13 protein-coding genes are annotated in these 14,182 nt (G+C 34.4%); 9 read left to right on the top strand and 4 right to left on the bottom strand.

The genetic code is table 11. The features are described 5' to 3' along the window. Positions 1 to 348 precede the first annotated feature (348 nt). The 5 genes from WAZ07_RS21040 (at position 349) to hflX (ending at position 5,602) form a co-directional block, all read left to right on the top strand. Positions 349 to 924: an RNA polymerase sigma factor gene (locus WAZ07_RS21040; protein ID WP_336473992.1), complete on the top strand. Its 576-nt coding sequence runs from the start codon at positions 349 to 351 to the stop codon at positions 922 to 924. After that, on the top strand, positions 909 to 2,027 hold the full coding sequence (locus WAZ07_RS21035; protein WP_336473991.1) for a DUF4179 domain-containing protein: 1,119 nt from the start codon (positions 909 to 911) through the stop codon (positions 2,025 to 2,027). The genes WAZ07_RS21040 and WAZ07_RS21035 overlap by 16 nt, the downstream gene beginning before the upstream one ends. A gap of 250 nt (positions 2,028 to 2,277) precedes the next feature. Then, positions 2,278 to 3,072: a polyphosphate kinase 2 family protein gene (locus WAZ07_RS21030; protein WP_336473990.1), complete on the top strand. Its 795-nt coding sequence runs from the start codon at positions 2,278 to 2,280 to the stop codon at positions 3,070 to 3,072. A gap of 235 nt (positions 3,073 to 3,307) precedes the next feature. Further along, a complete protein-coding gene (locus WAZ07_RS21025) occupies positions 3,308 to 3,859 on the top strand; it encodes a cobalamin biosynthesis protein CbiN (protein WP_336473989.1) in 552 nt (183 codons plus the stop codon). Between the two features lie 480 nt (positions 3,860 to 4,339). Beyond that, a complete protein-coding gene (gene hflX, locus WAZ07_RS21020) occupies positions 4,340 to 5,602 on the top strand; it encodes a GTPase HflX (RefSeq protein WP_336473988.1) in 1,263 nt (420 codons plus the stop codon). Positions 5,603 to 5,657: 55 nt separating this feature from the next. Here the strand turns inward: hflX and WAZ07_RS21015 are convergent, their stop codons facing one another. Continuing rightward, positions 5,658 to 6,218 carry a GNAT family N-acetyltransferase gene (locus WAZ07_RS21015; protein ID WP_336473987.1) on the bottom strand — a complete coding sequence of 187 codons (561 nt, stop codon included), beginning with the start codon at positions 6,216 to 6,218 and terminating at the stop codon, positions 5,658 to 5,660. A 258-nt stretch (positions 6,219 to 6,476) separates the two neighbouring features. Between WAZ07_RS21015 and WAZ07_RS21010 the strand changes: the two genes are divergently transcribed. After that, the gene (locus WAZ07_RS21010) at positions 6,477 to 7,694 is read left to right on the top strand and encodes an MFS transporter (protein WP_336473986.1); all 1,218 of its coding nucleotides are present in this window, start codon (positions 6,477 to 6,479) and stop codon (positions 7,692 to 7,694) included. A gap of 51 nt (positions 7,695 to 7,745) precedes the next feature. On the opposite strand, the gene WAZ07_RS21005 is transcribed toward WAZ07_RS21010, so the two are convergent. Further along, on the bottom strand, positions 7,746 to 9,380 hold the full coding sequence (locus WAZ07_RS21005; RefSeq protein WP_090912096.1) for a putative polysaccharide biosynthesis protein: 1,635 nt from the start codon (positions 9,378 to 9,380) through the stop codon (positions 7,746 to 7,748). A gap of 466 nt (positions 9,381 to 9,846) precedes the next feature. Between WAZ07_RS21005 and WAZ07_RS21000 the strand changes: the two genes are divergently transcribed. Together WAZ07_RS21000 and WAZ07_RS20995 are read left to right on the top strand one after the other, a co-directional pair. Further along, a complete protein-coding gene (locus tag WAZ07_RS21000; RefSeq protein ID WP_090912094.1) occupies positions 9,847 to 10,110 on the top strand; it encodes a CD3324 family protein in 264 nt (87 codons plus the stop codon). A 145-nt stretch (positions 10,111 to 10,255) separates the two neighbouring features. Beyond that, entirely contained in the window at positions 10,256 to 10,894 is a 639-nt protein-coding gene (locus tag WAZ07_RS20995) for a FusB/FusC family EF-G-binding protein (protein ID WP_336473985.1), read from the top strand. 71 nt (positions 10,895 to 10,965) lie between these two features. Here WAZ07_RS20995 and msrA read toward each other — a convergent pair whose 3' ends face one another. Both msrA and WAZ07_RS20985 read right to left on the bottom strand, forming a co-directional pair. Beyond that, complete coding sequence (gene msrA, locus WAZ07_RS20990) at positions 10,966 to 11,502, bottom strand: peptide-methionine (S)-S-oxide reductase MsrA (RefSeq protein WP_336473984.1); 537 nt, start codon at positions 11,500 to 11,502, stop codon at positions 10,966 to 10,968. A 92-nt stretch (positions 11,503 to 11,594) separates the two neighbouring features. Continuing rightward, positions 11,595 to 12,728 (bottom strand): CapA family protein, encoded by a 1,134-nt coding sequence (locus WAZ07_RS20985; protein ID WP_336473983.1) that lies wholly within the window; start codon positions 12,726 to 12,728, stop codon positions 11,595 to 11,597. A 305-nt stretch (positions 12,729 to 13,033) separates the two neighbouring features. On the opposite strand from WAZ07_RS20985, the gene WAZ07_RS20980 reads away from it, so the two are divergent. Then, a complete protein-coding gene (locus WAZ07_RS20980; protein WP_336473982.1) occupies positions 13,034 to 13,738 on the top strand; it encodes a CPBP family intramembrane glutamic endopeptidase in 705 nt (234 codons plus the stop codon). Positions 13,739 to 14,182 lie beyond the last annotated feature (444 nt).

Raw genomic sequence — 14,182 nt, 5'->3', positions numbered from 1 at the left:
TAGAAGTTTCACTTTGTTAAGTAGGGAGTTCAATGTTTCTAATCCTCATTTCTCCTGCTATTAACATGAAATCCCCCTTGTTTATTTTAAAGTGTCCATATCTAAAGAAATATGGACACTTTTTCTTGTCTTGAATAAAGGATGGTTTATCTATAAAAGGATGAATGTCTATTTCTTTGTATGGATAAAATTCACAAAAACCTTCTGGAGAATAGGGTGACAAAATGTGTTCTATTAAAATTTTAAACAAGAAGACGTAAATGTATTATGAAAAAATTGGGGAAAAGTGAACTTTTTTCTAGTTTGATGGTAATAAGTATATAGAATAAAAAATAAGGAGGGAAGAGTTTGGAGGAACAACGGTTAATTCAACAAGTCAAACAAGGAGACAAGGAGGCATTTAATCAACTACTACAACCGTATATACAAAAAGCATACCAAACATCTTATCTCATAGTGGATGATAAAGGGTTAGCGGAAGATGCGGTACAGGAATCGCTCATACAAACATATGAATCTATTCATCGTTTTAATGGAGAGATTGCTTCGTTTAAAACTTGGTTTCATCAAATTTTAATTCATACAACTTTAAAACAGAAACGAAAAAAACGTTTTGCTCTTTTGCAACCTGAAACATGGTTTCGTATAAAAGATGGGAAAACACCTGAACATAATTATCTCATACAAGAAGAGTCGCAGATGATTCTCGATGCAGTACAACAATTATCTTTCAAACATCAAATTGTTATTATTCTTTTTTACTATCAGGATATGTCTATTTTAGAAATTTCAGAAGTGTTACATGTGAAAGAAGGGACAGTAAAGTCGCGTCTTTATAAGGCGAAAGAAAAGCTAAAGGATCATTTAGCTCATACTGTTTTTTTAGACTATGATACGGAGGTGAGTCTATGGATCGACAAATAAAGAAGGCATTTCATGAGAAAGTGAATGGAACTTCATTTCCGCAGCGCGTAAATATTGAACAACTGTTATATAGTAAGAAGAACAAAATGAGCGGTTGGAAACAGCGTGTTACGATAGCCTCTGTTGCAATTTGTTTAGTGGCTACTATGTTTGGACTAACGCTTTCTGCTTCTGCGGGAAGTATTCCTGCTATAAGAGATATTTTTAGATTTTTTGATAACGAAAGATTTGAACTTCATGACGAAGTTAAAATAAATAAAGAGGAAGGAACGGGACTTCATCAAGAGTATAAGAAGTACTCGAATGAAATCAATCTTACTCAGGAGAGTAACGGAATTAAATTCACCGTACATGATGCAATTTATGATGGGAAGACAGTGTCTTTAACGTATTCTATTGAAAGTGATCAAGATTTAGGCGACAATCCATTTACTTTGGACTTTCTAAAAATAAAAGGGAGCGGATCCATGTCAGGAAGTAATGGGATTAAAAAAGTAGATGAACATAAGTATGTCGGTTTATTAACTGCTAGTAATTTGGAAGCAACTACAGAAGATAGTGTAAACATGCAATGGATAATAGATAGTATTACAATCTCAGATACGCAGAAAGAAATAAAAGGGAATTGGAACTTTGACCTCACCCTAAAGGCAACAGAGAGTAAAGAAAAATTCATTCATAGTAGTGTAGAACAAGATGGAGTAAAAGTATCTATTGAGAAGTTATCCATATCACCGATGTCATTTATCATTTCGTATAAACAAGAAGTTTCTGAGTATATGAAAAACAGGTGGGATGAAGTATATGTTGATTTGAGAATTAAAGATGATTTAGGGAATAGTTATGCTGGAGAAGGAAACGGGAGTATAAGTGATGAAGGTTCTAATATCTTGAATGGAAGTAAGACATTTCAAAAAATCAATCAGAATGCTACAAAACTTATTATAACTCCTCGTGTTATGTTAAGTAATTACAATGCTGATAACTATGGAGAAGCAGGAGGGACTGGAAGTGGAGAGAGAAAATTTAATATACTAAAAAAGATTGGTAGTCAAAAAGAAGATATCGTATTAAAAGATATTGTTATCGAATTAGAAAAATAAAATGATAATGTGAAGGACTGTTTTCTTTAAGTGAGCAGTCCTTTGTATGTTAGTAACAAGGTAGATAAGAGTGATGATGGAATACCTGGAGCCATAAGAAAAGCCTTGATTTACACAATAAAGTTCTTTTTAGATGTTATAAATAATTAAGATTATAGTTAATACGTTTTGATATTTGATATGTGTATTCGTAAAATACTGAAAATTATGTTAAAATAATTGTTAATTGTTTGAAAAGGAGGATTTTATTATGAAAAATGGTCGTCTTGCAAAAATAGATTTAACGAAAAGAATGGAATCAAAAAAAACATACAATAAGAAGCTCGAAAAATATCAAATGCGTTTACTGGCGTTGCAGCAGATTTTACGAAAAGAAAAAATAGCCGTTATTATGGCTATGGAAGGTTGGGATGCTGCTGGAAAGGGCGGAGCAATTAAACGAATTACCGAGCATCTTGATCCGCGCGGCCTGCAAGTAAATCCAATTGGTGCACCTGCTCCTCATGAAAAACGCTATCATTATATGCAACGATTTTGGCGGAAAATCCCGCAATATGGCCAAATTACTATTTTTGATCGTTCATGGTACGGTCGTGTATTGGTCGAACGCGTTGAAGGTTTCGCTATAAAGGAAGAGTGGACGAGGGCATACGATGAAATTAATGATTTTGAAAAATTATTAACAGACGATCGTTACATAGTAGCAAAATTCTTCTATCATATTAGTAAAGATGAACAGTTAGCACGATTTAAGGACCGAGAGCAAAATCCGCTTAAAAAATGGAAAATTACAGATGAAGATTGGCGCAATCGTGAAAAGTGGGATGAATATGTCGAGGCAATAGAAGATATGTTTGAAAAAACAGACAAACCAAATGCAAAGTGGCATATTATACCTGGCAATGATAAGTTGTATGCGCGTGTGAAAACATTGAGAGTGATCATTTCATTAATTGAAGATTATTTCTTAGAACATGGTATAGAACTGCCATCATATTATCATGAAATGAAAGAAGAAAAGCAAGAGAAGACAGAACAAGTATAAGATTTAAGTCGTTCCATTCGCCTGGAATGAATCTATTTTCTTTGTTTTTCTCTTAATGTTGAAGTTGGGATGCATATTACCTGGTATACAGAATAAAGTTTTTTTGAAGTGGCATGTTAGCACCTTTCTATTTTATTTATTCTTCCGAAAAGAGCAATTAAATGCATTTTGAAAAATTATTATGACTGCATCTTATATTTTTGGTGATAAGAGAATTGCGAAGGGGTAGATGGATTTGAATAGAATCATATATATTTTTGTATTTGTCATATCTTTTGGCAGTATTTTTAATTCTTTGGCACCTCATATTTATGCTTGTGACTGTAAAGGTTCAACAGTGGAGGGATCATTCGGAAAACATGATGCAGTATTTGAAGGGAAAGTAATGGAAATTCAAGAGGATAGTGAAAAGGGACAAGCTATATTATTTGAGGTGAAGGCAAATTGGAAAGGTGCAGATACATCTCAAATAATTATCTATACCAATCTAGGCTCGTGTATGGTTCCTTTTACAAAAGGAGAAAGTTATCTTGTATTTTCCTCAAAGAGGGGTACGAACGGTCAGTTGTATACGTCTGAATGTAGCGGTACGAAACAGCTGCAAAGAGCAGAGAATGATGTATCTGTTTTAAATCATATTGCGAAGGGACAAGTTCCAACGAAACAAGTGAATGTTGAACATGCTATGCCGAATAATCATAGAACAAGAAGTATCATCATGTTGGGTTTAGCTTTCTTTGTAATGGGTATAGGTGTATTGATAATAAGAAATAAACGCAAAAAATGATGAATAAAATAGAAAAATGGCGATTTTCTTTATGTTAATAAATGGAGTTTATTCTTGTATCAGCTACATAATTATGCTAAAATTTATGTAACTTTTAATGAACGGAGGGGTCTCCTTTGATCTTAATCAGATTACGTCTCAATACTTTGTGCCAATAATTGAATAGCGCTCAAAGGCTCTGTCTGTGTACAGAGTAAACGGGATTGGTCTGTCTTTTTAAAGGAACCCTATTGAACTTATATGTGAAAAGAGGGAAGGACGAATACGCCTTCTTTTTGTTTTACCTTTAAAACAGAATGATGCAATGCATGTATACAAACATTTTTTATGTTGTATGATGCTGGATTTGACGACCATTGAACACGCAAGAAGCGATGCTTTTTTATGTTTATTTGTTATGCTTTCATCCGTTTATGAAAAACACAGGCAGCAGCTTGTGTTTTTTTAGTTTGCGCGTAATCGAAATGGAGGAATAAATATATGGAACAGCTAGTACAAAGAGCAATATTAGTTGGAGTGAATTTAAATAGTGAAAGTGATTTCGAATATTCAATGGAGGAGTTAGCGAATTTAACAGAAGCGTGCGATGTTGAAGTGATAGGGAAAGTAACACAAAATTTACATCGTGTAAATCCATCTCATTATATTGGAACGGGTAAGATTGAAGAAGTGTCAGCGTTCGTAAAAGAAGCAGATGCGAATTTAGTCATTTTCAATGATGAGTTATCGCCTTCACAAATTCGAAATTTAGAAGCAGATTTAGATTGTAAAGTGATTGATCGTACGATCTTAATTTTAGATATTTTTGCGCAGCGTGCTAAGACGAAAGAGGCGCAACTACAGGTTGAAGTAGCACATTTGCAATATATGATGCCTCGTTTAATTGGCCTTCGTGAATCGTTAGGAAGACAAAGCGGTGGTGTTGGTACGAAAAACAAAGGGGTAGGGGAGAAGAAATTAGAGCTTGATCGCCGTAAGATTGAAGAGCAAATTGCTGTGTTAAATAAAGAGTTAGAAGCGCTCGTTGCACAGCGTCAAACACAGCGTAAACAGCGCAAGAAAAATGAGGTACCTGTTGTTGCGTTAGTAGGGTATACAAATGCAGGGAAATCAACAACGATGAATGCGATGCTTGAAATGTTTAACGGATCTGCAGAGAAACAAGTATTTGAAAAAGATATGTTGTTTGCGACGCTTGAAACAGCTGTGCGAAACATTCAATTGCCAGATAACAAATCGTTTTTATTAACAGATACCGTTGGATTTGTTAGTAAATTGCCGCATCATCTTGTGAAAGCGTTCCGTTCGACGTTAGAAGAAGTAGCGGAGGCGGATCTATTGATTCATGTTGTGGATTATGCAAATCCGAACTATGAGCATCTAATTGAGATTACAAATCAAACGTTAAAACAAATCGGTGTAGAAAATATTGCAACTATTTATGCCTATAATAAAGCAGATGTTATTGATATTGAAATTCCAAAAGTACAAGATAATCGCGTGTACTTATCTGCGAAACAAAAAGTAGGTATCGATGAACTTGTGCAAATGATTCGCACGCAAATTTATAAGGATTATACAAAGTGTGAAATGTTAATTCCTTATGATCAAGGACAGTTAATTTCGTATTTTAACGAGCATGCTCATGTTTTATCGACAGACTATGAAAATGAAGGTACGAAGATTACCGTGGAATGTAAAATGAGTGATTTGGAAAAGTATAAAAGGTATGTAATAAGTTAAAGAGTTCACTTGAAAGAAGAAAAGAAGAGCTGCTGGATAGTAGCTCTTCTTTTCCTTATCTTTTCGTTGCATATATACATGTATCTCTTAATTCCGTCCCATCTACTGAAACGCTGTTATTCTCTAAAATACCTTCTAATTTAAAACCTAATCTTTCAGGTATGGCACGACTTTTTACATTTTTTGAGTCACAGCGAATTTCTACTCGATTTGCTTGTAATTCATGAAAAGCGAAATTTACAATTCCTGTAACAGCTTCTGTCATGTATCCTTTTCCGCTAAAACGGGAGTCAATCCAATACCCAATTTCAAATTTCGGAATATCCCAGTTAATGCGGTGTAACCCTGAAGAGGCAACAAATTCACCTGTGTCTTTAAGGAAAATGAGTAATCGTAAATCTTCACGCGCTAAAAATTTTACGTGAGAATCTCTAATATTTGCTTCTACTTCTTGTTCCGTTTGTTCTTTTTGTGCAAAAGGCATCCAAGGTTTTAATTCTTCAATAGATTCATTGATAGCGTTATATACTTCTTTTCCATCTCCAGGTCTTGGCATCCTTATGAGAAGTCTTTCCGTATAGAACTCCGAAGGGAAATTTAATAGTAGTGGATTCATGAGAAACGCTCCTTACTTGTTATTTTATATTATGATACATGAATGGATGTATATGGTAAATGTTTTTTCTGAATTTTAATAAAAATGAAGTTTTATTAGGTTTTGGGGGTATATTCATTTTGCATGGTAGTAAGCAAAGAAGTGGAAAAAGATGAAAAAGAGGTATAGAATATATTTTGTTTAAAAAGTCAGAAAAGTAAATGTGTGTGAAACATATGCAGAGGTTGTTTTGAACACAAAAGGAGAGGAGCGTGTAGCATGCAGACAATAGCAAAGCCGAATGCGATGAATGCACCAACGATTTACCGTATTTTATTTGCGATTAGTTTAGGGCATTTTCTGAATGATTCGATGCAGGCAGTTGTACCGGCACTGTTTCCCATTTTAGAAAAGTCGATGAATTTATCCTATATGCAGGTGGGATGGATTGCCTTTGCTCTCAATATGACATCATCCATTATGCAGCCGGTGTTTGGGATGTATTCAGATAAGAAACCTTCCCCGTATTTGCTGCCACTAGGAATGTTTTCAAGCATGCTTGGGATGATTGGACTTGCGTTTGCACCGAACTTTTTTATTATCATTTTATCAGTTTTATTTATTGGACTCGGATCTGCTGTCTTTCATCCAGAAGGCGCACGTGTTGCTTATATGGCAGCGGGAGCAAAACGTGGTTTAGCACAATCCATTTATCAAGTAGGAGGAAATACAGGGAATTCGCTTGCCCCCATTTTTACGGCACTTGTATTTGTTCCGCTTGGTCAAATTGGAACAGTATGGTTTACAGGCTTTGCGATGGTTGGAATTATCTTATTATACTTTGTTTCTACATGGTATAAAGGCGAGTTAGCAAGCGGGGCTGTAAGAAGTAAGAAACGTGCTGCACTAGAAGCTGAAAGTTTAGTAATAAGCAGCCGAATTAAGTTTGTCATTGTTTTACTTGTATTTTTAACATTTGTTCGCTCGTGGTACGGAGCAGGGATTGGAAACTTTTATCAGTTTTATTTAATTGAGCATTATGGATTATCTATTAAGAATGCACAGTTTTACGTATTTGCTTTCATGATTGCTGGCGTACTTGGAACGTTTTTTGGCGGGCCATTAGCAGATCGGTTTGGAAAGCGAAATATTATTGTTTTTTCCATGCTCGGTTCAGCACCTCTAGCGCTATTATTGCCACACGTTTCGCTCGTCTGGGTTGTTCCATTGTTTCTTTGTATTGGATTTATTAGTTCTAGTAGCTTCAGTGTGATTGTTGTGTATGCACAGGAGCTTGTTCCAGGAAAAGTTGGTATGGTATCTGGATTAATTGTCGGACTTGCATTTGGACTTGGGGCGCTAGGAGCAGTTGTACTTGGAAAATTGGCAGATATATATAGCCTTAACTTTATTATGATATTATGCAGCACTCTGCCGTTAATTGGCTTATCATCATGGTTATTGCCAAATGACCGTAAAACGATGAAAAGACTGTAGTCAGCGTATAAAAAGGTGTAACTTGACATATAAGTTACACCTTTTTAATATCTATAGTTTTAATTTTTTCAATAATGGTAGTCGATTGATACGATCGCCAAGAATGTCAGAAGCAAGGCCGCTTGTAAATACAAAAGCGAAGTAAACAAGTCCGCCAAGGGCACCGCATACGACCACAATTAATAATGACTCCATATATGACTGGCCAGGAATTAACCATTTTAATAACGTTTTTACGCCAACTACTATAGCAGACATCGCAGCCGAGTAAATGGTAATAAGTAATATTGTTTTACCAGTTTTTACGATGTTAAACTTTGTATATTTCACAATGCAGTATAACATGATTACATCAGAAACGAGGTAACCAAGTATAGTTCCTAATACAGCGCCGTGTCCACCGAGTAGGTATAGAAGCGGCGTGTTGACAATAACTTTTACAATAATACCAACAGTAAAAGCAATCATTGTTTTACGCTGATAATCAATACCTTGTAAAATAGCAGCTGATACGGTGAAGATTGCACTCATTACAGCGGATGGTGCATATGAGATTAAATATTGTGAACCATCTAATGCTGTATTGTGATCAAAATATACCATGCGAAATGCATCGTATGCGATGCTCGCAAGTCCAAATGATGCTGGAATTGTGAAAAATAATAAGACTGTGAAAATCTTTTCAATTTGGTTTTGCAACTCTTCTAATTTACCACCCGTAAATGACTGTGTAATTGCCGGGATGATTGTAAGTGAAAAGCCTGTTGCTAGTGATGCTGGTATCATAATTAATTTTTGAGCATAGTTCGTAATGTAAGCGAACACAGCGTTTGCTTTATCAAGCGGTGTACCGATTGCCCGCAGTGCATCGGCAACTGTATATTGATCCACTAATGTATAAAGTGGAATGGCAATACCTACAAAGACAATTGGAATCGCATACCGAAGCAGTTCCATATAAATCTTTGTTAAGGAGAATGAAGAAGAGCGGGTTTTTAGTTCTCCTTCTGGCGGACGAAGCCCATTGTATTTTCTCCAGTACATAATGAGCATGGAAACACTAGCAATTGCTCCAATAACAGCGCCAAATGTTGCAACTGCTACAGAAGATGCTACTGATCCGCCTAATAGTTTAGAAACGATAAAGCTTCCAACTAAAATAAAAATAACACGAGCAATTTGTTCCACAACTTGTGAAACAGCACTTGGTTTCATATATTGAAAACCTTGGAAATAACCGCGGGTAACACTCATTGCTGGCACAATAATAAGTGCAAAACTTAGCGCACGCATTGTTAATGTTACATTTTCGACAAATCCAGGTTCAGGTGTTTTAGATCGGATAATTAATTCCGATACGTATGGTGCACCGAAAAATAAAATTAAGAAACCAAGGAATCCCATAAACATCATTACTTTTAAGCTGGAATTGTATAATTTTTTACTTGTACTGTAATCTCCTAAAGCGTTATATTTGGCAACAAATTTGGAAACGGCGATAGGAATACCTGCCGTTGAAAAGCTTAGTAAAATTCCATACCAGGAGTACGCATAAGAATATAAAGCAACTCCTTCACTTCCAACTAAAGCTTGAAATGGGAAGAAATAAATAAAACCTAAAATACGTGAAATCATTGTCGCACCGCTTAGCAGGGCAGTGCCTTTTAATACTTTTGAAGTAGACAAAATACTTCCTCCTACTCTGGTTGCTTAAGAATCATCTTTTTCTACTATAAACTTGTCTTGGTATTTTATAAAGTAAAATACTAAATTTAGTATTAAATAATTTTTACAAAGCGTGTTTTTTTTGCGAAATTTTAGTAGGGAATTGTAATTTTGAGGGAAGTGTGATAATTTAGATTATTCTTGATGACACAATTATTAAAAAGACATGAAGATGCAATTAGGAAAAATTTATCATATAATAAGATTGATTCAAAAGAGATATTGGGAGGTGTTGATATGGCGATTACAATGAAATTGCTAGATACTGCAGCGTCTCATGCAAAGCCAAGTATGGAAACGGCGATACTTTGCATGAGGTAGACAAATAATCTAACATACAATCGCCTAAATGGACTTGTATCATTTCTCTTATATTTGGCTTTGCACCTTATTTAGATGAAACATAAAAAATAAGGGGCGAGCGGAAATGAAATATGTAAAAGCAGCGACTGTTTTACCTGAAAAGTTGATTATAGAAATTCAAAAGTATGTGCAAGGCGAAACGATTTATATTCCAAAACAAGAAAATGCTTATCATAAGTGGGGCACGCGCTCTGGAGGGAGAAAGCAACTTGATGATCGAAATAAAGCAATTAAAGATGCTTTTAAAAACGGAACATCAATTTGTCAATTAGCTGAAGAATATTTTCTCTCCATTGAAACTATAAAAAAAATAGTATACTCCAAATAAAGATAAAAGCACTGAGTTTTTTTATATAAAATGCTCAGTGTTTTTGTATGTAAAGTTTGTTTCTAAATTATCTTCTGCATTTTATAAAGCAAATGCATTGTATAAAATAAAAAATAGATAAACAATTTTGTATGGAGTGATAGAAATGAATGCTTTTATTAGAAGTGATCAATACAACTTTATAAAATCACAAGCTTATATTCTAGTGAATGGACATGCAACTGCGAATGATAGGGGAGTTATTGCTGCACTGAAATCTCTGGCGATAGAAAAAGTACTACATCTGTTTGAAGATCTGACAGATGAACAAAAAGAATTAATGGATATGATTTTGACGATTCAAAATAGAGAGGATGCAGAATCATTTTTGCTCAAGTTATCGCCATATGTCATACCGTTTCAAGAAATGTCACAGCAAACATTAAAAAAATTATTTCCTAAGGCTAAAAAGCTTAAACTGCCTGAAATGGAAGAAATCAATATGAAAGAGACATCTTATCTAAGTTGGATTGATAAAGGATCAAACAGAAAGTTCATAATAGCTCGTAAAGATAATAAGCTTGTAGGTGTGCAAGGTACATTTCAAAGTATAAATAAAAAAAGCATTTGTTCATTGTGCCATAAACATGAAGAAGTGGGAATGTTTCTTGTTGAAATAAAAGGTGATGTACCTGGTACCTTTGTTAAAAAGGGAAACTATATTTGCAAAGATAGTATAGTGTGTAATCAGAATATGACTTCACTTGATAAATTAGATGATTTTATTGAGAGATTGAGAAAATAAGTGATGGATACAGTTGTGAATAGGGAAAAGAAAAAGGACACTGCTATTTGTGTCCTTTTTTCTTTATTGTATTATTTCTTTTGCCAGTTTGCTTTAATAAAGTCTTCACGACCAGATTCTTTCCGCTCTTGTGCATATTTTTCTGGATTCTTTTTATAAAAATGTTGATGATATTCTTCAGCCACGTAAAAAGGAGCAGCTGGGCGAATCTCTGTTACAATTGGGTCTTTAAACATACCGCTTTCGGCTAATGCTAACTTTGATTTTTCAGCAAGCGCTTTTTGTACTTCATTATGATAAAAAATTGCTGTACGGTAAGATGGGCCGCGGTCGAAAAATTGTCCGCCGTCATCTGTTGGATCGATTTGCGGCCAATATAAATCTAATAACTTTTGATAAGGAAATATAGTAGGATCAAATGTAATTTGAACGACCTCTAAATGTCCAGATTCTCCCGATTTTACTTCCTCATATGTTGGATTTTCAACATGTCCTCCTGCATAACCTGAAAGGACTTTATGTATACCAGGCAGTTCATCAAATGGTTTGACCATACACCAAAAGCAGCCGCCAGCAAAAGTTGCAAGTTCATATTGTTTTTCTTCCATCGTATTTAATCCTCCTAAATTGATATGTTTTATACAGTATCGTATATGTTTTGAATCATCGCAAGAGAAAAGTCAGGAAGAATAATAAAAATTTATTGTGTTCGTTTATTCATAATGTCTCCATTTTGATTAATTTGTACATCGTTTGAAATAGATTGTAAATATTGCAGCATGTTTTGTTTTTCTGTACCTTGAAGCGGTGTAATTTGGTTATTGCGAATCATATAAGGATTAAATGACATGCGGACGTCGTTTCCTTTAAATTTAATCGTTAGAACTCCAGTTTCTGCACTATGACCTTTTACATAATCAGGGAAGAGGAAGTTTCCAAGTGAGTATGCAACAGGAACTTTATCGTAATATTCAAATCCTTGTAACCAATGGGGATGACTTCCAACAATCGCATTTGCACCTGCTTCTACCATTTTTTGAACATATTCTTTTTGATAAGCAGCAGGGCGATTTGTTTTTTCGACTCCCCAATGCATATACACGATCATATAATCGGCATCTTTCTTTTGTTCTTTAATTGTTTTTGTGACTAGGTTTAAATCGTAACCATTTGCAATACCAGGTTTGTTATCTGTAGCTGCCCATGCAGCGTCAGGCATAAAACGAACGAAAGAGAGAAATTTGAATTTTTTACCTTTAATTGTAACTTCTCTCGATGTATATGCATCTTTTGTATTTTTTCCTGCACCGATATACGGAAATCCCATTTTTTCAACATGGGAAATTGTATCCAATAAGCCTTCTTGATAATAATCGAGAGTATGATTATTTCCGATATTAACAATATCATAGCCTGTATTTTTAATAGCTTTTAGTGTAGAAGGGTCGCTTTTAATCCAAAACAGTTGGCCAGGATATTTTTTCTCGTGAGTTGTAAACGCAGATTCTAGATTTACAAATGAGTAGTCTGCTTTTTCTATTTCCGGTTTTACATGCTGAAATGGATAATCAGCACCTTTACTTTGAATAACAGGTCGCAATTGCCAATCAAACATTGTATCACCCGAGAATGTAAGGGTAATCTCAGGATCTTCTTTCGGTTTTTTTGTTTGTTCTTTTCCTTTTGCTTTTTCTGTTTGTTTATTTTTTACTCCTGTATTTTGCTCATTTTTCGTTTCTGAATTTAGCGCATAGTTGATTAATAAGATTATCGGGGTGAAAAGTACGGCTAATACTATAGTACGTTTTAGTAATGTTCGTTTGCGAATTTTCATAAGTAGTCCTTTCCATATAAAATTAGTAGTATGTAGGGATATTAATTTTAAAAAATATTCAAATATCGAATTTTGATGATTTCAATATTAAGGTAACTCGAGAGGTTTAATTAGAGCAATGAGGGTGGTTAATAAACTAGATGTTTATAAATCTATAATTCTACTTATAACTTTATATGAAAATGGATTTGAAGGAAAGTAAGAAAATTGAATTTTTAGTAAAATATCAAAAAATGAAGGTTGTAAGTGACGTTACGTCATCTATTATAGTTAGGATATAGAATACAAAGAAAGAGGAATGGTAAATGAAGAAAAGCGATATGGATTGGAAGGAGCAAGACCATTGGGGATTAAAAGAATTTTTATTAATGATGCTACTTGAATTTGTATTTGTTATAGGATGCATAAAATTCTTAGTAAAGCCTATTTATTCTCAGTGGTTTGATAATGAGTTATATTCAGGAACTTTAATAGGGTTAACAATAGCGATTGTTTTAGTTTTAGGTGTATATTTTATCGTTCTTCGTCCAAAGAAGCTTTCTTGGAGTGAAGTAGGAATCAGGTCATTGTCTATGAAGGATTGGAAAATTATTGTTTTACTAACTATTATATTAATGGTTGGTGATGTAATAGTGATGGCACTTACTAGCTTTATTGGGAATACTTATGAGAACAGCAAAACTGAGGCTATGCAGCAAAATGTAAATTTCTTTACAGTTCTTATTGCCTTTACTTCTGCGGCGGTCATTTCACCAATATATGAGGAAATATTTTATCGTGGTTTTTTATATCGATGGCTACGTACACGCTTAGGTATGATAGTGGCTATTTTTCTAAGCTCAGTAATCTTTACAATTATCCACATTCCAACTTATAACGCGATGCCTGTAAACTTCTTGAGTGGTATAGTCTTTGCATGGGCGTATGAACGAACCAATTCAATTTGGGCACCAGTCATCATTCATGGTCTAACTAATGGAATTATGGTGCTGCTGACAACGATGGGATAGTAAAAGTTGTTGTAAGCAGGTGAAGTATCCAATGCTACTTTATACATGCTTTTAAAGCATCCTATTTTCACTTTAGATAGTGAACTATATTCAAAATCAACTATCGGGGAGTTTTAGTTGAGTAAAAATAATCAAACTTTTTTTATAAAGTACTATACTAATTGATAAGCAAAGAAACCATTTTAATCAAACTTTTTTCAAAATGGTTTCTTTTTATTTATCATAAATTAAGGGTTTATGAGGTGTTTTTAATCAAACTTTATTCCAAACTTATATCAACACATAAGTCGCTGCTATGCAGAATACATTTTGACCGTTACTTGCTTACTCCTTTTGTTTTAAATATGGCATGTGGTAGGAAAAGGACCTGACCGCTTCTATACGCGGCCAGATGCTCTTGCCCTCCCAAAAGAAAGAGAGTCTGTCGGTTTTTACTTTTAAAAA

The organism is Bacillus bruguierae, assembly GCF_037104725.1.
GTDB classification, from domain to species: domain Bacteria; phylum Bacillota; class Bacilli; order Bacillales; family Bacillaceae_G; genus Bacillus_A; species Bacillus_A bruguierae.
This window is presented reverse-complemented; position numbering and strand designations above follow the sequence as displayed.

Excerpts from the sequence above, each read along its gene's own strand:
- WAZ07_RS21035 (WP_336473991.1), top strand. The coding sequence starts at position 909 with ATGGATCGACAAATAAAGAAGGCATTTCATGAGAAAGTGAATGGAACT.
- WAZ07_RS21030 (WP_336473990.1), top strand. The coding sequence starts at position 2,278 with ATGAAAAATGGTCGTCTTGCAAAAATAGATTTAACGAAAAGAATGGAA.
- hflX (WP_336473988.1), top strand. The coding sequence starts at position 4,340 with ATGGAACAGCTAGTACAAAGAGCAATATTAGTTGGAGTGAATTTAAAT.
- WAZ07_RS21015 (WP_336473987.1), bottom strand. The coding sequence starts at position 6,218 with ATGAATCCACTACTATTAAATTTCCCTTCGGAGTTCTATACGGAAAGA.
- WAZ07_RS21010 (WP_336473986.1), top strand. The coding sequence starts at position 6,477 with ATGCAGACAATAGCAAAGCCGAATGCGATGAATGCACCAACGATTTAC.
- WAZ07_RS21000 (WP_090912094.1), top strand. The coding sequence starts at position 9,847 with ATGAAATATGTAAAAGCAGCGACTGTTTTACCTGAAAAGTTGATTATA.
- WAZ07_RS20995 (WP_336473985.1), top strand. The coding sequence starts at position 10,256 with ATGAATGCTTTTATTAGAAGTGATCAATACAACTTTATAAAATCACAA.
- msrA (WP_336473984.1), bottom strand. The coding sequence starts at position 11,502 with ATGGAAGAAAAACAATATGAACTTGCAACTTTTGCTGGCGGCTGCTTT.
- WAZ07_RS20985 (WP_336473983.1), bottom strand. The coding sequence starts at position 12,728 with ATGAAAATTCGCAAACGAACATTACTAAAACGTACTATAGTATTAGCC.
- WAZ07_RS20980 (WP_336473982.1), top strand. The coding sequence starts at position 13,034 with ATGAAGAAAAGCGATATGGATTGGAAGGAGCAAGACCATTGGGGATTA.